Source organism: Rhodanobacter sp. GW835-FHT13D09 (genome assembly GCF_058793995.1).
In genome coordinates, this window is the sequence record NZ_JBXAGL010000014.1 from 1 (window position 1) to 19,815 (window position 19,815).

At 69.1% G+C, this 19,815-nt stretch carries 15 protein-coding genes and 1 pseudogene; 7 read left to right on the forward strand and 9 right to left on the reverse strand.

All coding sequences use genetic code 11. The features are described from left to right. Positions 1-163: 163 nt before the first annotated feature. The 8 genes from nadD to AC1Q5A_RS15560 form a co-directional block, all read right to left on the reverse strand. On the reverse strand, positions 164-820 hold the full coding sequence (gene nadD / locus AC1Q5A_RS15525; RefSeq protein WP_492702199.1) for a nicotinate-nucleotide adenylyltransferase: 657 nt from the start codon (positions 818-820) through the stop codon (positions 164-166). 94 nt (positions 821-914) lie between these two features. After that, positions 915-1,925, reverse strand: a complete 1,011-nt coding sequence (gene holA, locus AC1Q5A_RS15530) for a DNA polymerase III subunit delta (RefSeq protein ID WP_492702201.1) — start codon at positions 1,923-1,925, stop codon at positions 915-917. Beyond that, complete coding sequence (locus tag AC1Q5A_RS15535; protein ID WP_492702203.1) at positions 1,925-2,473, reverse strand: LPS-assembly lipoprotein LptE; 549 nt, start codon at positions 2,471-2,473, stop codon at positions 1,925-1,927. The genes holA and AC1Q5A_RS15535 overlap by 1 nt, the downstream gene beginning before the upstream one ends. A gap of 5 nt (positions 2,474-2,478) precedes the next feature. Continuing rightward, a complete protein-coding gene (gene leuS, locus AC1Q5A_RS15540; protein WP_492702205.1) occupies positions 2,479-5,199 on the reverse strand; it encodes a leucine--tRNA ligase in 2,721 nt (906 codons plus the stop codon). A gap of 103 nt (positions 5,200-5,302) precedes the next feature. After that, complete coding sequence (locus AC1Q5A_RS15545; RefSeq protein ID WP_492702207.1) at positions 5,303-5,929, reverse strand: PqiC family protein; 627 nt, start codon at positions 5,927-5,929, stop codon at positions 5,303-5,305. After that, positions 5,926-7,614, reverse strand: a complete 1,689-nt coding sequence (locus AC1Q5A_RS15550; RefSeq protein ID WP_492702209.1) for a PqiB family protein — start codon at positions 7,612-7,614, stop codon at positions 5,926-5,928. Before AC1Q5A_RS15550 ends, AC1Q5A_RS15545 begins: the two co-directional genes overlap by 4 nt. Beyond that, positions 7,607-8,260, reverse strand: coding sequence for a paraquat-inducible protein A (locus AC1Q5A_RS15555; RefSeq protein ID WP_492702211.1), 654 nt, complete (start codon positions 8,258-8,260; stop codon positions 7,607-7,609). Before AC1Q5A_RS15555 ends, AC1Q5A_RS15550 begins: the two co-directional genes overlap by 8 nt. Continuing rightward, positions 8,257-8,874 (reverse strand): paraquat-inducible protein A, encoded by a 618-nt coding sequence (locus AC1Q5A_RS15560; RefSeq protein ID WP_492702213.1) that lies wholly within the window; start codon positions 8,872-8,874, stop codon positions 8,257-8,259. Before AC1Q5A_RS15560 ends, AC1Q5A_RS15555 begins: the two co-directional genes overlap by 4 nt. 137 nt (positions 8,875-9,011) lie before the next feature. Here AC1Q5A_RS15560 and trxA point away from each other — a divergent pair, with 137 nt between their 5' ends. From trxA to rapA, 7 genes and pseudogenes are all read left to right on the forward strand, one after another. Further along, positions 9,012-9,875, forward strand: a complete 864-nt coding sequence (trxA, locus tag AC1Q5A_RS15565) for a thioredoxin (RefSeq protein WP_492702215.1) — start codon at positions 9,012-9,014, stop codon at positions 9,873-9,875. A 166-nt stretch (positions 9,876-10,041) separates the two neighbouring features. Then, positions 10,042-10,494, forward strand: coding sequence for a DUF4442 domain-containing protein (locus AC1Q5A_RS15570; protein ID WP_492702217.1), 453 nt, complete (start codon positions 10,042-10,044; stop codon positions 10,492-10,494). A 116-nt stretch (positions 10,495-10,610) separates the two neighbouring features. Further along, positions 10,611-11,672 (forward strand): tellurite resistance/C4-dicarboxylate transporter family protein, encoded by a 1,062-nt coding sequence (locus AC1Q5A_RS15575; protein ID WP_492702219.1) that lies wholly within the window; start codon positions 10,611-10,613, stop codon positions 11,670-11,672. A 259-nt stretch (positions 11,673-11,931) separates the two neighbouring features. Next, positions 11,932-12,609: a DUF502 domain-containing protein gene (locus AC1Q5A_RS15580; protein ID WP_492702221.1), complete on the forward strand. Its 678-nt coding sequence runs from the start codon at positions 11,932-11,934 to the stop codon at positions 12,607-12,609. A 47-nt stretch (positions 12,610-12,656) separates the two neighbouring features. Continuing rightward, positions 12,657-13,012 (forward strand): annotated as a pseudogene (locus tag AC1Q5A_RS15585) (M14 family metallopeptidase); the annotation flags it as partial. A 186-nt stretch (positions 13,013-13,198) separates the two neighbouring features. After that, positions 13,199-15,328 carry a M13 family metallopeptidase gene (locus AC1Q5A_RS15590; RefSeq protein WP_492702223.1) on the forward strand — a complete coding sequence of 710 codons (2,130 nt, stop codon included), beginning with the start codon at positions 13,199-13,201 and terminating at the stop codon, positions 15,326-15,328. Between the two features lie 216 nt (positions 15,329-15,544). Continuing rightward, positions 15,545-18,385: an RNA polymerase-associated protein RapA gene (gene rapA, locus AC1Q5A_RS15595; RefSeq protein WP_492702225.1), complete on the forward strand. Its 2,841-nt coding sequence runs from the start codon at positions 15,545-15,547 to the stop codon at positions 18,383-18,385. 52 nt (positions 18,386-18,437) lie between these two features. On the opposite strand, the gene AC1Q5A_RS15600 is transcribed toward rapA, so the two are convergent. Then, the gene (locus tag AC1Q5A_RS15600) at positions 18,438-19,793 is read right to left on the reverse strand and encodes an amino acid permease (protein ID WP_492702227.1); all 1,356 of its coding nucleotides are present in this window, start codon (positions 19,791-19,793) and stop codon (positions 18,438-18,440) included. Positions 19,794-19,815: the final 22 nt, after the last annotated feature.

Sequence of the window (19,815 nt, forward strand, 5' to 3'; positions counted from 1 at the left end):
TGCAGCCCGTGCTTTCTTGCCCACGCAGCGGTTGACACCAGGGGCGAGTCCATACATAGGGCGGGCACGGCCCGCCACACTCGTGAAGCCCACGGTGACGTGTCGGAAGCCGGCGGGCAGTGCCCGCCCTACACCGCTAGGGCAAGCGATCGCCACACGGTTGTTATACGGCGGGGTTGCGGTAGGCAGCCAGCAGCGCGGGATCGTCGAACAGCCCGGCCGGCAGCAGGTAGCGCGGATCGCGCCCGGCGGCGAGCAGCTCGCGGATGCGCGTGGCGGAGATTTCCAGCGGGGTCACCGCCAGCTCGATGACCTTGCCTGCCGGCCGCGCGCGCAACGCGGAAGCGCCAGCGACGCGCCGGCCGGCCACTTCGCGCTCCAGCTCGTCCGGCAGGACCGCGGAAACCCCGGGCCGGCTCAGCACGCCGAGATGCGCCGCGCCGAACAGCTCGCGCCAGCGATGCCAGCTGGCAAGGCCGGCAAACGCATCGGCGCCGAGCAGCAGCACCAGCGGGCGTTCGCCCTGCTCCGCGCGCAGTTCGTGCAGGGTGTCGATGGTGAACGACGGCCCGCTGCGATCCAGCTCGCGCGTGTCGAGCGTGAGCCGCGACTGGCCGTGCAACGCGGTGCGCAGGATCGCCACCCGCTGCGCCGCCGTGGCGATCGGCGGCACCCGGTGCGGCGGCACGCTGGCCGGCAGCAGGCGCACTTCCGCGTCGAGCAGCTCGGCGGCTTCCCACGCCACGCTGAGGTGGCCCAGGTGCACCGGGTCGAAGGTGCCGCCAAAGATGGCGAGCGGTCTGGCGGATGTCTGCGGCAAGAGCCTTACCCCTCCCCGGCCCTCCCCTGCGGGCCCCAAAGGGACTTCCTTCGGTCGCAGGGGAGGGAGCATGTCCCGACGGGGCGATGGAATGTCACGCGAGCGCCCTCGCGGTGCGCGGTTCGGCGATCGCGGCGATCAGCCGTTCGGCCTCCTGCCACGGCTCGCCCTGCTCGCGACCCTTGACCATGCGGTCGATCCGCGCAGCGCGGGCCAGGCACTGCAGCCAGTGCTCGCGCGGCGCGCGGCGCAGGGCCTGGCGGAACAGGGTTTCGCGGGCCTGCCACAGATGCTCGGCGCGGAACTGCGCGGCGAGGTCCGTGGCATTGGCCAGGCGCAGCGCCAGCTGCAATTGATTGACCAGCCAGCCCATCAGTGCCAGCAACTCGTCGCCTTCGGCGCGCAAGCCGGCGAGGATGCGCAAGGCGCGCGCGCCGTCGCCGACGAAGGCGGCATCGGTGAGCTTGAACACGTCGTAGCGGGCGCTGTCGGCGACCAGGTTTTCCATCGCGGCGGCGTCGACGCGACCCTGCCCGTGCAGCACGGCGAGCTTGTCGACTTCCTGTGCGGCGGCGAGCAGGTTGCCTTCGACGCGCTCGGCCAGCAGCGCCACCGCATCCGGGGTGGCGGACAGGCCGCGCGAGGCGAGCCGCGCGGTGAGCCACGCGCCCCACTGGTCCGGCCGCGGCACGTTGAACACCACCATCGCGCCGCTGGCGTCGAGCTTCCTGCTCCAGGCGCCGTCGTGCTTGTTGCTCCACTCCATCGCGGTGATCAGCAGGGTGACGTCCGGCGGCGGGTCGTCGCAGAACGCGCCGATCGCCTTGGCGCCGTCGACGCCGGGGCGGCCAGTGGGCAGGCGCAGGTCGAGCAGCCGGCGGCTGGCGAACAGCGACATGCCGGCGGCCGCGCGGGCCAGGTCGTTCCAGTCGAAATGCTGGCCGACCTCGAGCACCTCGCGCTCGCCGTAGCCCAGCTGGCGCGCCCGCGCGCTCAGGGCGTCGGCCGCCTCCAGCACCAGCAACTGCTCGCCGGCGAGCAGGTAGACCGGCTGCAGGCGGTCGGCCGCCAGCGCCTTCTGCCATTGGCCGGGGTTGAGCGGCATCAGTGCGCGCTGGCGGCGCTGGCCGGAGCGACCAGCCCGTGCCTGGCGGCGGCCTGCAGGCGGAACAGGATCGCCTGCACCATGTCGTCGTTGAGGCTGCGCTGGATCTCCTGCACCTGCGCCGCGTTGCCGACGCTGTTGCTGGCGTCGTAGCTGTATTCGCGCGACATGTCGATGCGCTGGTGCGGCACCAGCAGCTGCCCGTCGGGGCCGAGCACGTCGAACTGCACCTGGTAGCGCACCGCGTATTCGCTGATCCGCACATAGCCGCCGGCGCTCAACGTCTCGGTGCTGAAGGCCGCCACCGGCACGCGCAGCTCGGCGATGCCGGTACCGCCGGCATCCTCGATGGTGCTGCCGGAGGTTTCCAGCGCGCGGGCCAGGTGGCGCTCGAACTCGCCGCCGCCGCTGACGCTGAGGTGCACGCGCTGCATCCCCGCCGGCAGCACCGCGTTCTCGCGCAGGTGGAAGCCGCATGCGCCCAGCGCAAGCGCGGTGGCCAGCAGCAGCGAGGCTTGGAACAGGCGGCGCGCTTTCATGAAGCTCATGGGTTTCATCCTGCGACGATGTTGACGATCTTGCCCGGCACCACGATGACCTTGCGCACCGTCATGCCCTCCAGGAAATGCTTCACCTGCGGCTGCACCAGGGCCAGTGCCTCGGTCTCCTCCTTCGAGGCGCCGGCGGCGACCTCGATGGTACCGCGCAACTTGCCGTTGACCTGAACGGCCAGGGTCAGCGTGTCGCGTACCAGCGCGGCCGGGTCGGCCTGCGGCCACCGCTGGTCCTCCAGCACGGTCTCGGCGTGGCCAAGTGCCTGCCACAGCGCATGGCTGATGTGCGGCACCACCGGGTTGAGCAGCAGCACCATCGCCTCCAGCGCCTCGTGGCGTACCGCACGACCCTGCTCGCTCTGGTCGCTGAACTTGCCCAGCGCGTTCAGCAGCTCCATCAGCGCGGCGATCGCGGTGTTGAACGCGTGGCGCCGGCCGAAGTCGTCGCCAACCTTCTGGATCGTCTCGTGCAGCTGGCGGCGCAGGGTCTTTTGGCCCGCATCCAGTGTGGCGGGATCGATGACGCCTGCGGCGTCACCCCTTCCGCCTTCGGCACCTTCCCCTGCTTGCAGGGGAAGGGCGGCAGAGTGGCCGGCGGCCACGGCTTTATGATCGGGGCCCGCCGCATGGGCGGTCACCTCGCGCCACAGCCGCTTGAGGAAGCGCGCCATGCCTTCGACGCCCGCCTCGCTCCATTCCAGCGACTGCTCCGGCGGCGCGGCGAACATCGAGAACAGGCGCACAGTGTCGGCGCCGTACTTGTCCACCATGGTCTGCGGGTCGACGCCGTTGTTCTTCGATTTCGACATCTTCTCGGTGCCGCCGATCTGCACCGGCTGGCCGTCCGCCTTCAGCACCGCGCCGGCGACGCGGCCGCGCTCGTCGCGCCGCACCTCGACCGCGGCCGGATTGATCCACTCCTTCGAGCCGTCCGCGTTGTCGCGATAGAACGTCTCGGCGATCACCATGCCCTGGCACAGCAGGTTGGTGGCCGGCTCGTCCGAGTGCACCATGCCCGCGTCGCGCAGCAGCTTGTGATAGAAGCGGAAGTACAGCAGGTGCATGATCGCGTGTTCGATGCCGCCGATGTACTGGTCGACCGGCAGCCAGTAGTTCGCACGTTCGTCGATCTGCGTCGCTGCGCCGGGGCTGGTATAGCGCGCGTAGTACCAGCTCGACTCCATGAAGGTGTCGAAGGTGTCGGTCTCGCGCTCGGCCGGGCCGCCGCACTGCGGGCAGGTGGTCTTGCGCCACTCCGGGTCGGCCTTGATCGGCGACTGCACGCCGGAGAACGCCACATCCTCGGGCAACACCACCGGCAGCTGGTCTTCCGGCACCGGCACCGCCTCGCACTTGGCGCAGTAGACCACCGGGATCGGGCAGCCCCAGTAACGCTGGCGGCTGACGCCCCAGTCGCGCAGGCGCCAGTTGACCTTGCGCCGGCCCTGGCCGGCGGCCTCGAGCACCCCGGCGATGTAGTCGAACGCGGCACGGTAGTCCTTGCCGTCCATCGAGCCGGAGTTGATCACGCGCATGTCCGCGCGGGTCTTGTCCGAGTACCAGTCCTGCCAGGTGGCCGCGTCGTAGCGCTCGTCGCCGGCGGCGATCACCTGCCTGACCGGCAGGCCGTACTTGTGCGCGAACGCGAAGTCGCGCTCGTCGTGGCCCGGCACCGCCATCACCGCGCCGGTGCCGTAGCCCATCAACACGAAATTGGCCACCCACACCGGCAGCTTGTCGCCGCTGACCGGGTGGATCGCGTACAGGCCGGTGGCCATGCCGCGCTTGTCCTGGGTCTCCAGTTCCGCCTCGGAGACGCCGCCATGCTTCAGTTCGTCGAGGAACGCGGCCAGCTGCGGATTGCCCTGCGCCGCCTTCACTGCCAGCGGGTGCTCGCCGGCGATCGAAACGAAGGTGACGCCCATCAGCGTGTCGGGACGGGTGGTGAACACGCCCAGCGGCGCGGCCTCGCCCTCCACCGCGAAGTGGATCTCCAGACCCTCGCTGCGGCCCAGCCAGTTGCGCTGCATGGTCTTCACCGCGTCGGGCCAGCCCGGCAGCGTGTCCAGGCCGTCCAGCAGCTGCTGCGCGTAGTCGGTGATCTTCAGGAACCACTGCGGGATCTCGCGCTTCTCCACGATGGCGCCGGAGCGCCAGCCGCGGCCATCGATGACCTGCTCGTTGGCCAGCACGGTATGGTCGACCGGATCCCAGTTGACGACCGAGTTGCGCCGGTAGACCAGCCCCCGACGCATCAGCCGCGTGAACATGCGCTGCTCGTGCACGTAGTAGTCGGGACGGCAGGTGGCGAACTCGCGGCTCCAGTCGATCGCGTAGCCCAACGACTTGAGCTGGCTGCGCATGTGCTCGATGTTGGCGTAGGTCCACTTCGCCGGCGCGGTGGCGTTCTTGATCGCGGCGTTCTCCGCCGGCAGGCCGAACGCGTCCCAGCCCATCGGCTGCAGCACGTTCTTGCCCTGCATGCGCTGGTAGCGGCTGATCACGTCGCCGATGGTGTAGTTGCGCACGTGGCCCATGTGCAGCGCGCCGGACGGGTACGGCAGCATCGACAGGCAGTAGAACTTCGGCCGCGCCGGATCCTCCTTCACTTCGTACGCGCGCTGCGCGTTCCAGTACTGCTGCGCGGCCGCCTCCACGGCCTGCGGACGATAGGCGGCGTCATCCTGTTCGGGGGCGGGAGGGGCTTGAATGTCCTGCATGGTTTCGAGTGCCGTCTGTGCGATGGATGCGCGCCGGCGCTTGCCGGCGGCAGTGAACTGATCAGACTAGCCCAGTGCAGGCCGGGCGCCAAGTCTGGCGCCTTCAGCCGGGCGGGCAGGCGGCCGGCCGGCCGCTGCCCAACGCCCGCGCCACCTCGGCGATCTGCACCGCCAGCTGCCCGATCGCATGCTGGTGACCCTGCACCAGGGCGGGATAGCCCGGCCCCACCGTCTCGCTGACACGACTGGTGCAGGCCAGCATGGCGGGCTGCTCGCCGTGCAGCATGCGCACGCTCCAGGCGGCCTCGACCAGCGCATAGCTGCCGGGCGCCGAATCGAACCGGCGCAGATCCAGCTTGATCCGCAGCAGCGGCTTGTCGTTGCCGGGCAGGCCGCTGACGTCCGCGCTGCGCAGCTCCCGCGCGAGGTCGGTCGACAGCGCGCTGCGCACCTCGTCGCCGAGCGGGGCGATCCAGCGTTCGCCGCCGAGCAGGGCCACGCCCTGCCCGCCTTCGCGCACCACCAGTTGCGGCTGGTCCACCTGCGCCGGCACGCCGACCGGCAGCAGCTCGAACGGCAGCGACGATGGCGATGGCGACGCCACCGCTTCGCCGGCCGGCGCGACCAGCGTGTAGTAGTGCGTGGGCGCCGAGGCGCAGGCTGCCAGCAGCAGGCCGGCTGCCGCCATTCCCAGACGCCTCGCGGCCTGCTTTCTTGCGGCATGGATCATGGCTTGTTTCCTTGCGGCGGCGGGGCGGCCGCCGGCGTGGTGGTGGCGGGCTTCGCGTCCGCGCCGCGGCCGCGGATCAACGCTTCCGGATGCGCGCCCAGGTAGTCGGTCAGCACGCGCAGCGAGCGCGCCATGCGCTGCAGCTGTTCCAGCGTGGCGCCCAGGTTCTGCTGCAGCGGCGAACCGGCGGACAACGCGTCGTTCGCCGTACCCATGGTCTGCTGCACGCCGTGCAGGGTGTCCTTGAGCGCCGGCAGGGTCTGCCCGTTGACCTGCCTCAGCGTGGCGTCGAGGCCGGCCAGGCTGTGGTCCAGGTGCTGCCCGATGCTGTCGAACGGCACCTTGGCGAGCTTGTCGACGATCCCGGCCATCTGCTCCTGCAGCTTGTCGAAGCTGCCCGGGACGGTCGGGATGGTCAGCGGCCGGGCCGCCGGGTCGAACGCCACCTTCGGGGTGCGCGGCACGAAATCCAGCGCCACGTACAACTGGCCGGTGAGCAGGTTGCCGGTGCGCGCCTGCGCGCGCAGGCCGTGCTCGACCAGGTGGCCGACCATCTGCGACAGATCGGGGTTCTCGCCGTTCGCCTTGGCCAGCGCTTCCAGCTTGTCGTAGGCGGCGCCCAGGCGCTGCGGATAGATCACCGCCCCCACCAGCACCGGAAAACGCTGTTTCTGCTCGTCGTAATCCAGCCGCACCGACACCACCTTGCCAAGGTTGATGCCGAGGAATTCCACCGGCGCGTCCACCGCCAGCCCGCGCACCGACTGCTCGAAGCGCATGCGGATGTAATGCGGCTCGCCGTCCGGCGGCGCCATCGCCGCAGCCTGGTCGTCGAACAGCTTGTAGGCGGCGTCTTCGGCGGCCGCCGTGCCGTCGTGCGGCCCGGGCGGATCCTGGAACGCCACGCCGCCGGCCAGCACGGTGGCCAGCGATTGCGTGTTGAGCTTCAGTCCGTTCGCGCCGATCGACACGTCCACGCCGCTGGCGTTCCAGAAGCGGGAGGAGCGGGTGACGAACCTGTCGTTCGGGCCATCGACGAAGATGTGCAGCGAGACGCCCTTGCCGTCCTTGTCCAGCTCGTAGGACGCCACCCGCCCGACCTGGATGCGCCGGTAGTACACCGGCGAGCCGATGTCGAGCGAGCCGAGGTCGTCGCTGTGCAGGATGAAGCTGCGCCCCGGCGCGCCGTGGTTCACCGCCGGCGGCAGCTCCAGCCCCTTGAACTCGTCCTCCGCTTCTTTCGAATCGCCCACATCGGCGCCGATGAACGCACCCGACAGCAGGGTGTCGATACCTGACACTCCGCCCAGCCCGATCCGCGGCCGCACCACCCAGAAACGGGTATCCCTGGTGGCGAAGCCCTCGGCGCTCTTCTCCAACGCCACCCGCACCAGCACGTGGCTGCGGTCGCCGCTGAGCTGGATCTTGTTGACCCGGCCGATCACCACGCTCTTGTACTTCACCGGCGTCTTGCCGGCCTCCAGGCCCTCGGCGCTCTGGAAGCTGATGGAGATCTGCGGCCCGGCCTGCAGCCAGTTGTTGATCACCAGCGACAGGCCGACCAGCGCCGCCAGCGCCGGGATCAGCCAGATCAGCGAGGCATTGAAGCGGCGCCGCTTCACCACCGGCCGCGGCAGCGCGCCGCCGCCCGGAGGGCCCTGTTCGACGGGTGTGTCGTCAGTCATCGGTATCCTTGCCATCCCAGATCAGGCGGGGGTCGAAACTCATCGAGGCGAGCATGGTCAGCACCACCGTCAGGCCGAAGAAGATCACGCCGGGCAACGGTTCCACCAGGCTCAGCACGCTGAAACGCACCAGCGCGGTCAACAGCGCCACCACGAACACGTCCAGCATCGACCAGTAACCGATCAGCTCGACCAGCCGATAGAGTTTTGCACGTTGCACCCTCGCCCAGCCGCTGCCGCGCTGGCTGCTCACCAGCAAAGTGCCCAGCGCAAGGAACTTCAGCATCGGCACCACGATGCTGGCCGTGAACACGATGATCGCCAGGTTCGGCGCTCCCTTGACCCACAATTCCACCACGCCGCTGATGATGGTGTTGTCGTCGACGTCGTTGAGGCTGGCGGTGCGCATGATCGGCAGCACGTTTGCCGGGATGTACATGATGAACGCCGCGATCAGCAGCGCCCAGGTGCGCATGTAGCTGTCGGCCTTGCGCCGGCGCAACGTGGCGCCGCAGCGCGGGCACGCCATCGCGTCGTCCACGCCATCGCCGTCCAGCGGCGGGTCGCCGGGCAGGTTGCGGCACACCAGCCCGCACACCGTGCAGGCGACCAGGCCCAGCTCGGCGGCGCGCGGCAGCGCGCTCACGTGGCCTGCTCCGGCACGTCGTCCCACAGCTGGCGCAGGTCCACTCCGGCGAAGATGGTGATCAGCAGGGTCAGCGCCGCGTACGCGTAGATGCCTGGATCCGGGATCACGTCGAAATAGGCGTGTGCCTTGACGATCGCCACCAGCGCGCCCAGCACGAATACCTCGCTCATCGTCCACGGACCGAGGCGGTGCAGCGCCACCATCAGCAGCACGAAACCCGGCGCACGGCGCCCGGCGCGGGCGAACCAGAGCAGCCAGCCCAGCACCGTCATCTTCACCAGCGGAAAGAAGAACAGCGTGGCTGCCACCAGCACCGAGACCACCTTGGCCTGCTCCTGCCACATCGCGATGATCATGCCCCACAGCGTGGTGCTGCTGAGCTGGCCGTTGAGGCCCAACGTCACGATCGGCCACATGTTCGCCTGCACGAACACGATCAGCGCGGTGAGGATCAGTGCCAGCAGCGCATTCGCGCCCAGCCCGTGGTGGCGCTCCAGCTCCGCGCCGCAGCGCATGCAGCACGCCACGTCGCCGCGCGACAGCACCTGCCGGCGGTAGACCGTGTCGCAGTGCTCGCAGATCAGCAGCGCTTCGGGAGAGCCCATGCCCATGCACTCGGTGCCTTGCTCGGCGTGACGATGCCGGGATTCTCGCAAATCTGTCGCCGGCGCGCTGAACGGCGCGCGACCGCTTGATATGCTGGCCGGCGCCCCGATCTGAAACGGCACCCGCCGACCTGGAGTTCCCCGTGACCGATGCCGCCGCCGCTCCCCGCGTGTTCGACGTGGACCAGCAGGCCTTCGAAGCCGATGTGCTGCACGCCTCGCTGACCACACCGGTGCTGGTGGATTTCTGGGCCACCTGGTGCGAGCCGTGCAAGACGCTCGGCCCGATGCTGGAAAAGCTCGCCGCCGAATACAACGGCGCGTTCCGGCTGGGCAAGGTCGACGTGGACGCGCAGCAGGAACTGGCCGGCATGTTCGGCATCCGCAGCGTGCCCACCGTGGTGCTGGTGAAGGACGGCCAGATCCTCGACGGCTTCACCGGCGCGCTGCCTGAGGGCCAGCTGCGCGAATTCCTGTCACGCCATGTGCAGCCGCCGGAGGCCGCGGAGCCCGCCGAAGAAGCGGCCGTGCAGGAAACCCCGGAGCAGGCGATCAACCGGCTGCAGCAGGCGATCGCCACCGAACCGGGCAAGTCCGAACTGAAACTCGACCTAGCGCTGGCGTTGATGCACGCCGGCCAGACTGCCGCCGCGGAGGCGGAACTCGCCGCCCTGCCGGCCAATCTCGCCACCGACGCCCGTGCCGTGCGCCTGCGCAGCGAACTGGACCTGGCCCATGCCGTGAAAGATGCGCCCACCGTGGCCGAACTGCAGCAACGCGTGCAGGCCGACGGCAACGACTGGGCCGCACGCGACCAGCTCGGCGTGCGCCTGCTGCTGGAAGGCGACGCCGCGGCCGGGCTCGAACAGTTCCTGGAGATCCTGCAGAAGGCCCGCGACTGGAACGACGGCCAGGCCAGGAAGCGCCTGCTCGCCGCCTTCGCCACGCTGGACGATGCCGAACTGGTCGGCCGCTACCGGCGGCGGATGGCGTCGCTGCTGTTCTGATCCCGCGCTCCGGAACGCCCTGTGACGTAGGGCGGGCACTGCCCGCCGGCTCTCGGCTCTCCGGCAACACGAAAGCGGCGGACGGTGTCCGCCCTACGGGAAAGCACAGCCCATACTGTCGCGTACGCTCAGGTATGATCGCGCATTCCTGCCTGGACGAGCCTGCATGCGCGCCTCCACCTTCCGCCGTCTGCTCAACCTGTGGCCGCCGTTCCTGGTCAACGCGATCCGCCTGCAGTCGCTCAGCGACGACTACACCGAGGCGAACGTGGTGCTGCGGCTGCGACCGTGGAACCGCAACTACGTGAAGAGCCAGTTCGGCGGCAACCTGTTCGCCATGACCGACCCGTTCTGGATGCTGCTGGCGATGCACCAGCTCGGCAGGGACTACTTCGTGTGGGACAAGGCCGGCACGATCGACTTCGTCGCGCCCGGCTACGAGGACGTCTACGCGCACTTCAAACTCGAAGCCAGCGTGGTCGATGAGCTGCGCACTGCCGCAGCCGGCGGCGAGAAAGTGCTGCGCTGGTTCGAGACCGAGGTGACCACCGCCTCCGGTAAGGTCATTGCGGTGGTACGCAAGCAGCTCTACGTGCGACTGAAGCCGAAGGCCAGGTAGTCCTGTAGGGCGGGCACCGCCCGCCAGCTCCGCACAGTCGCAAGAAAAATCACAGCGGCTTGCCGCGCCATGGGCGCAAGATCGGCGCTATTCGCCGAGGCGCCATGGAGCTAGCGATGACAGCTGTCGATTTCGTCCTGTCCCGCGCCCGCCACCTGAGCCCAGGCAGCTTCGCCATGGTCATGGCCACCGGCATTGTCTCGATCGACCTCGACCAGCACGGCATGCGCCCGCTGGCGCTGGCTCTGTTCGGCGTCAACCTGGCCGCGTGGCTGGCTTTGCTGCTGCTGAGCGCAGTGCGGCTGCTCCGCTTCCGCCGTGAACTGGTCGCCGATTTCGCGAACCCCGGCCGCGGCGCCGGCTTCCTCACCCTGGCCGCGGCCACCTGCGTGCTGGGCAGCCAGTGCCTGATGGTGGTGCGCCTGCCCGAGCTGGCCCGTGCGCTGGCGCTGCTCGGCGCGCTGTTCTGGGCGGCGCTGATCTACCTGTTCTTCGCCGCCGCCATCACCGCGCGGATCAAGCCCGGCTTCACCCGCAGCATCAACGGCGGCTGGCTGGTCGCGGTGGTGGCCACCCAGGCACTGGCGGTGCTGATGATCCTGCTGCTCGCCGACGGTCCCTCAGCCGGCGCCGGCTGGCTGTTCGGCGCGCTGTGCCTGTACCTGCTCGGCGCCGCGTTGTACCTGCTGATCATCACCCTGGTCGTCTACCGCATGGTGTTCTTCCCGTTGCGTGCGCGCGAATTCACTCCGCCGTACTGGATCGACATGGGCGCGCTGGCGATCACCACCCTCGCCGGCAGCCTGCTCGTGCTGCACACGCCAGCCGCCGGCCCGCTGCACGACCTGGTGCCGTTCGTGAAAGGCTTCACCGTCTTCTTCTGGGCCACCGCCACCTGGTGGATCCCGCTGCTGGTGCTGCTGGAAATCTGGCGTCACGGCTGGCGCCACGTGCCACTGCGCTATGAAGTCGACGACTGGGACATCGTGTTCCCCATCGGCATGTACACCGTCGGCACTTACGAGCTGGCGCAGGCGTTGCAGCTGGATTTCCTGCGGGTGATGCCGGCCATCGGCGTCTACGTCAGCCTGCTGGTGTGGGTGGCGGTGGCCGGCGGGGCGCTGGTGCGCGGGTATCGCGGTTTTCGCGTTGGTGGGCGGCGGCGTTCGCTGCGGTGACGTTGCGCGCATCTTCACCTCGTAGGAGCGACTTCAGGCACGATGCTCTTGGCTGTTTCGGCTTACGGGGAGAAGAGCTTTCAGGGCAAGAGCTTTCGGGCGCCATCGGCGCACGAAAGCTCTTGCCCTGCTGGAGGCTCTGCCGCAGACACGATGGACCAAGTGCGATGCCTGCCTTCGCAGGCATGACGGATGTGGCAGGGCGCAGCGCAAACCGCCCTCGCCTACAATGCGGAATCCCCCGCACCCGGACCACCCCATGCCCCGCCTGCGCGTCAAACGCTACCTGCTCACCGGCCTGCTTACCTTCATTCCGCTGTGGGTGACCTGGCTGGTGTTCAAGTTCGTGCTGGGGTTGCTGGCCGGCATCGGCGCACCGCTGGTGGGCGGGCTGCTGAACGCCCTGGCGCTGGTGGCGCCGCATGCGGCCGAATCGCTGAAGGCCGAGTGGCTGACCTTCATCGTCGCCCTGCTGCTGACGCTGGTGGCGCTGTACCTGCTCGGCTTCGTGGCGAACCGGGTGATCGGCCAGCGCTTCCTCGACGCGTTCGATTCCCTGCTGGCGCGCATCCCGCTGGTACAGACGATCTACGGCGGCACCAAGAAGCTGATGGCGGTGCTGCAGAACAAGCCCAGCGGCATGCAGCGCGTGGTGCTGATCGACTTCCCGCGCCGCGGCATGAAGGTGGTGGGCTTCGTCACCCGGGTGATGGTCGAGGAAGGCAGCGGTCGCGAGATGGCGGCGGTGTATGTCCCGACCACGCCGAATCCCACTGGCGGCTACCTGGAACTGGTGCCGGTGAATGAGCTGACGCCGACCGACTGGACGATGGACCAGGCGATGGCCTTCATCATCTCCGGCGGCGCGGTGGCGCCGGATACGTTGCCCGCCTCGCCGGCGCTGCTGCGCCGCGATGAAGCGGGGAACCAGGCGTAAATCTGCGTCGCGTCCTGTGGTCCGCCCTGCTCGGCGTGGCGACCCTGAGCGCCCGCGCCGCGCACAAACCGGTGCTGCTGCTGCAGGCCAGCATCCACCCCGGCGAGATCGAGGGCACGCCGGGCTGATGCTGCTGCGCGATATCGCCGTCACCGGCAAGTACCCGCACCTGCTCGACCGCGTGGTGCCGGTGTAGATCCCGGTGTTCAGCATGGACGGCGATGAGAACACCAGCCCGTACCACCGCATCAACCAGAACGGCCCGGCCAGCATGGGTTCCCGCGGCCAGCCGCAGTACCTCAACCTCAACCGCGACGACGTCAAGGCCGACGCGCCGGAGATGTGCGCGTGGCTGAAGCTGTGGCAGCGCTGGCTGCCGGATTTCCTGATCGACGTGCACACCATGCTGCGCCTGGGCGCGGCGCAGTTGCAGCAACTGCCGGCCCCACGGCATCCGGCCGCCGCAACCCTGACCTTTGACACTGTGCCACCCATGACGTTTGACCTAGCGTGAGCAGCCATGCCCGAGTTCCGGGGGGCCCGACGGCGCGACCAGACGACACCACCCATCACTGACAGAGGGATATCCATGACCAAGCAGTATCTGAAGCCCCTGGCGCTGGCGCTGGCCGTAAGCGCGGCCCTGTCGCTGAGCGCCTGCGGCAAGCAGGAGCCGGCGAGCAAGGCGCCGGCACCGGCCAGCACCGCTCCGGCCGCCGCCAGCACCACGGCCGCCGCCAACCCCGGCAAGAGCATCTTCGACGTCAGCGAGCTGGATCCGGCCATCGACGCCTGCCAGGACTTCAACGGCTTCGTCAACGCCAAGTGGGTCGCCGCCAACCCGATCCCCGCCGATCGCACCCGCTGGGGCGCGTTCGACCAGCTGGCCGAGTCCAGCCTGAACACCCAGCACGCCATCGTCGAGAAGGCTGCCAAGGATGCCGCCACGGTCCAGGCCGGCTCGATCGAGCAGAAGATCGGCTACCTGTTCCAGTCCGGCATGGACGAGGCGGCCATCGAGAAAGCCGGCTTCGACCCGATCAAGCCCAAGCTCGATGCGATCGCCGGCCTGAACAACGGCGCCGACGTGGCCGGCTACATCACCAGGAGCTACGTCGAGGGCGATGGCCAGGTGTTCCATTTCGAGTCAGACCCCGACTTCCAGCACGCCGACATGCAGATCGCCTATGCGTTCGAGGACGGCCTGGGCCTGCCGACCAAGGACTACTACAGCGACGCCAAGTACAAAGACATCCGCGACGCCTATGTCGCCTACATCGCCAAGGCGCTGGAGCTGACCGGCGTGGCCGAAGCCGACGCGAAGAAGCAGGCCGACGACGTGCTGGCGTTAGAAACCCGGCTGGCCGCCGCCTCGCTGTCGCCGGTCGAGGCGCGCAAGCCGGAGAACCAGTATCACTTCGTCAGCGTCAAGGAAGCCGACAAGGCCACCCCGCATTTCAGCTGGGACAAGTTCTTCGCCGCCCAGGGCGTGACCATCGACAAAGGTTTCTCGCTGTCGCAGCCGAAGTTCTTCGCCGAGTTCGACCAGCAACTGGCCAAGGCGCCGATCGCCCAGTGGCAGGCCTACCTGCGCTTCCACACCATCGACGACGCCTCGCCGTACCTGAGCAGGAATTTCCAGGACAACAAGTTCGCGTTCTACGGCAAGACCCTGTCCGGCCAGCCGGAACAGAAGGCGCGCTGGAAGCGCGTGCTCGGCACCGTCAATGACTCGATGGGCCAGGCCTTGGGCCAGCTGTACGTGGCCGAGGTGTTCAAGCCCGAGGCCAAGGCCCGTGCACAGGAACTGGTCGACAACGTGCGCAATGCGCTGAAGGCGCGCATCGAGAACCTCGACTGGATGAGCGCCGAGACCAAGGCCAAGGCGATCGCCAAGTGGAATACCTTCCTGCCGAAGATCGGCTACCCGGACAAGTGGCGCGACTGGTCGGGGCTGAACATCACCAGCGACAATTACTACGCCAACGTGCAGGCGGCGGCGAAGTTCAACTACGACTACGACATCGCCAAGATCGGCAAGCCGACCGACCGCAAGGAATGGGGCATGACCCCGCAGACGGTCAACGCCTACTACAAACCGAGCGACAACACGATCAACTTCCCGGCCGCGATCCTGCAGCCGCCATTCTTCGACGCCAACGCCGACGACGGCATCAACTACGGCGGCATCGGCGCGGTGATCGGCCACGAGGCCAGCCACGGCTTCGACGACGAGGGCAGCCAGTTCGACGGCGCCGGCAACAACGTCAACTGGTGGACCAAGGACGACCGCGCCAAGTTCGATGCGCGCACCGACAAGCTGGTCGCCCAGTTCGATGCCTATACACCGATCAAGGACCAGCCGGACCTGCACGTCAACGGCAAGCTGACCCTGGGCGAGAACATCGGCGACCTGGGCGGCCTGAGCGCAGCCTACGACGCGCTGCAGGCCGCGCTGAAGAAGAATCCCGAGGAAGCCGGCAAGAAGATCGACGGCTACACCCAGGACCAGCGCTTCTTCCTGAACTGGGCGCGGGTGTGGCGTGGCTCCATCCGCGAGAAGCAGGCGGTGTTGCAGCTCAATACCGATCCGCACGCCCCGGCCTCGCTGCGCGCGATCGGTGCGCCGTCGAACATGCCGGCCTTCGCCAGCGCGTTCCAGTGCAAGCCGGGCGACGCGATGGTGCGCCCGGACGACAAGCAGGTGAAGATCTGGTGAGTCCGTGGCCGTCGCGGCACCCGCCGCCACGGCCAACCTGCCTGCCCGGAAACGCCGCGCCCGTGCGCGGCGTTTCCGTTTCGACGCCCGCCGGTTCTGCGGTGACAGCAAGACGGATGCCAGCGTGCCGAAAGCCGGCACCCTTGCGCCGCAGCGGTTCCCAGGGCGGGCCGCGGGGCGGATAATCGTCGGCCCTTGATGCAAGACGGCCGAAACATGTTTGTCCCTGGTCAACGCTGGATCTCCTCCGCCGAACCCGAGCTCGGCCTCGGCACCGTGCTGCGCGTCGAAGGGCGTGGCGTGCAGGTGCTGTTCGCCAAGGCCGGCGTGCTGCGCCCGTACGCGATCGACTCGGCGCCGCTGCTGCGCGCCGAGTTCCGCGCCGGCCAGCGCATCGCCGGCAAGGGCATCGCGTTCCTGGTGGAACGGGTGGAGATCCGCGACGACCTGCTGATCTACCGCGGCGAGGGCCGCGAACTGCACGAGGGCCAGCTCGACGACGAGCAGAGCGTGAGCCAGGCCGACGACCGCCTGGTCGGCGGCCGCACCGATGCCGTGGCGCAGTTCGAGCTGCGCCTGGAAGGCCTGCAACGGCGTGCCGAGGCACGCCGTTCGCCGATGTGGGGCCTGGGCGCGGCCCGGATCGGGCTGGTGCCGCACCAGCTGCGCGTGGCTGGCATCGCCGCTGCCCGACGTCCGCCGCGGGTGCTGCTGGCGGACGAGGTGGGCCTGGGCAAGACCATCGAGGCCGGCATAATCGTCGCGCGCCAGCTCGCCACCGGCCGCGCCTCGCGCGTGTTGCTGCTGTTGCCCGACACCCTGGTCTACCAGTGGTTCGTGGAAATGCTGCGCCGCTTCAATCTGAGCTTCGCGATCTACGACGAGGAGCGCTGCGAGGCGCTGGAACAATCCGGCGACGCCGGCAATCCGTTCGACGACGAACAACTGGTGATCGCCGACTTCGGCTTCCTGGAAAGCTCGCCGAAGCACGCGCAGCAGTTGCTGGAAGCGTCGTGGGACCTGCTGGTGGTGGACGAAGCCCATCACCTGGCGTGGTCGCCGCAGGCCACCAGCCCGCGCTACGCGATGGTGGAGCAACTGGCCGCGGCGATCCCCGGCGTGGTCCTGCTCACCGCAACCCCGGAACAGCTGGGCCGCAGCGGCCACTTCGCCCGCCTGCGCCTGCTCGATCCACAGCGCTATCACGATCTGGAAAGCTACCTGGCCGAGGCCGACAGTTACCTGGCACTGTCGAAGATCGCCGACCGCCTGCTCGATGGCCAGCCGCTCGACGACGCACAACGCGCTGCCCTCGCCGAGGCGTTCCACGGCGACGACGCGCTGACTGCGCGCCTGGCCGAGGCGACCCGGCCGGAGAACGCGCGCGAGCTGCTGGCCGCGCTGATCGACCGCCACGGCACCGGCCGCGCGATGTTCCGCAACAACCGCGCCGGCGTCGGCGGCTTTCCGCAGCGCCGGCCCGAATGGCACCTGGTGCCGATGGCTGCGGTCGACGACAGCACGCGCCAGGCGCTGCTGGCCGAATTCCACGCCGACATCCAGCAGCCGCCAGCGCTGATCGAGGTCGACTACGCCGCCGACCCGCGCATCGACGCCCTGGTCGCCCTGCTCGACGCCCACCCGCAGGACAAGTTCCTGCTGATCTGCCGCAGCCAGGCCAAGGTGCTGGCGCTGGAGGAGGCGCTGCGCACGCGCAGCGGCGTCGGCGTGGCGCGTTTTCACGAAGGCCTCGGCATCGTGCAGCGCGACCGCAACGCCGCGTATTTCGCCCAGCCCGACGGCGCGCGTCTGCTGCTGTGCTCGGAAATCGGCTCGGAAGGTCGCAACTTCCAGTTCGCGCACCGGCTGGTGCTGTGGGACCTGCCACTGGACCCGGACCTGCTGGAACAGCGCATCGGCCGGCTCGACCGGATCGGCCAGCAGCACGACATCGCCATCCACATCCTCGCCGTGGCCGACAGCGCCCAGCACGTGCTGGCGCGCTGGTACGACGAGGGCGTCGACGCGTTCCGCATGAGCCCGGCCGATGGACGCGAGCTGCTGCGCCGCTACGGCGAGCCGCTGACCCGGCTGGCCGACGAGCACGCCCGCGGCGACGACAGCCGCGACCAGGAACTGGACGCGCTGCTGGCCGAGACCCGCGCCAGCCACGAGCAGATGGCCGAGCTGATCCGCGGCGGCCGCGACCACCTGCTGGAGCTGGCCGCCAGCCGCGACCTGCACGCCGACGAGCTGCAGCAGGCATTCGCCCGCGAAGACCGCGACCCCGCCCGCGACGCCTTCGTGCAGCGCCTGCTGGAGGCATTCGGCATCCATGCCGAGGAGCTCGGCGGCCAGGTGCTGCTGCTCGACCCGCAATACCTGTCCACCGACGCCCTGCCCGGCTTCGCCGAGGGTCCGCAGTCGGTGACCTTCGCGCGCGAGGTGGCGCTGGCGCGCGAGGAACTGCCGCTGCTGCGGCTGGATCACCCGCTGGTCGCCGGCGCGCTGGACCTGGCGCTGTCCGGCGAACAGGGCAATGCCGCCTTCATGGTCGACGACGTGCTGCCGCCGCGTACCGCGCTGCTGCAGGCGGTGTTCCTGCTCGAATGCGTGGCCGACCGGAAACTCGACGCCGAACGCTTCCTGCCGGTCCTGCCGATCGCGGTCACCGTCGACACCCGGCTGGCCGAGCGCGCCGACTTCGCGCCGAGCGAAATCGCCCTGCGCAAGGCCGGCGACCGCAACATCGAGGTGCCGCGCTACCGCAAGTTCCTCACCAAGCTGGTGCCGCCGATGCTGGAGCGTGCCGAGGTACTCGCCGGCACGCGCGGGCAGGCGCGCATCAACGAGGCGGTGGCCCTGGCCACCGAGGCGCTGGACGCGGAACTGTCGCGCCTGCTGGCGCTGCGTGCGGTGAACCCGTCGGTCAGCGCAGGGGAAATCGCCGCCATCGCCGCCGAGCGCACCGCCCTGCTGGCCGCGCTGCCGCAGTCGCGGCTGCGGCTGGACGCGGTGCGTTTCGTGGTCAGCGCGGACTTCCTGGCGCTGCGCTGAGGCCCATCCCGCGCCGGTGCGCCGGGAAGGAAGGTCCGCAGCGCCACTCAGCTCAAGCCGACGCCATGCGCATGCGCCGGCCGATGCCGCCCACGCGGTAGCCCACCGCCAGCAGCACCAGCCAGATCACGCCCACGTACAGCGCCACGCGGGTATCCGCGCTGTAGCCGAGCATCACCAGCACGAACGCCAGAAACGCCAGGCAGACCACGCTGCTCAGCGGAAACCAGCGCAAGCGGAAGGCCAGCGGTACCGGCTGCCGACGGCGGAAGCGCCAGTGCGCCACCAGCACCATGCTCCAGGTCCACACCGTGTTGAACGCGAGGATCGACATCATCATGCCGAAGATGCGCCCGGGCACCAGGTAGTTCATCAGCACGCCGAACAGCAGGAACGCCATGGTCACCAACACCCCGCGCACCGGCACGCCGCCCGCGCTCACGCGGCCCATGGCGGCCGGCGCCTGGCCCTTGCTGGCCAGGCTGTGCAGCATGCGGCTGCCGCTGAAGGTGGTGGAGTTGAAGCTGGACAGCGCCGCGGTGATCACCACGAAGTTGATCAGCCCTGCCGCGCTGGGGATACCCAGCCGCGCGAAGGTGGTGACGAACGGACTGCTGTTCGCGTCCAGCGCGTTCCACGGGTAGATCGCCATGATCACGAACAGCGAGCCGATGTAGAAGATCAGGATGCGCCAGATCACCGAGTTCACCGCGCGCGGGATGGTGCGCTCGGGATGAGCCGCCTCGGCGGCGGCCACGCCGATCGTCTCGATGCCGCCGAACGAGAACACCAGCACCGGCAGCGCCAGCACCATGCCGGTGATGCCGTTCGGGAACCAGCCGCCGTGTGTCCACAGGTTGCTGAGGCCGATCGGCTTGCCGCCATTGCCCCAGCCCAGCCAGATCATCGCGCAGCCGCCGGCGATCATCGCCACCACCGTGAGCACCTTGATCAGCGCGAACCAGAACTCCAGCTCACCGTAGACCTTCACCGCCATCAGGTTCAGCCCGCCGATCATCGCCACGCTGGCGAACGCCCAGATCCACTGCGGCGACCCCGGAAACCACGTCTTCATGTAGATGCCGACCGCCGTGCTCTCGGCGATGCCCACGCCCATCATCAGGATCCAGTAGTTCCAGCCGGTGAGGTAGCCGGCGAACGGGCCGAGGTACTTGTGCGCGTAGGCGCTGAACGAGCCGGCGATCGGCTCGTGCGCGGCCATCTCGCCCAGCGCGCGCATGATGATGAAGATCATCGTGCCGCCGAACAGGTAGGCGAACAGCAGCGACGGCCCGGCCAGCCGGATCGTGCTGGCCGAGCCCAGGAACAGGCCGGCGCCGATGCACATGCCCAGTGCCATGAAGGTGATGTGGCGCGGGGTGAGCTGGCGCTGCAGGGTCTGGGTCATGGGTACGTTCGTGGCGTGGAAA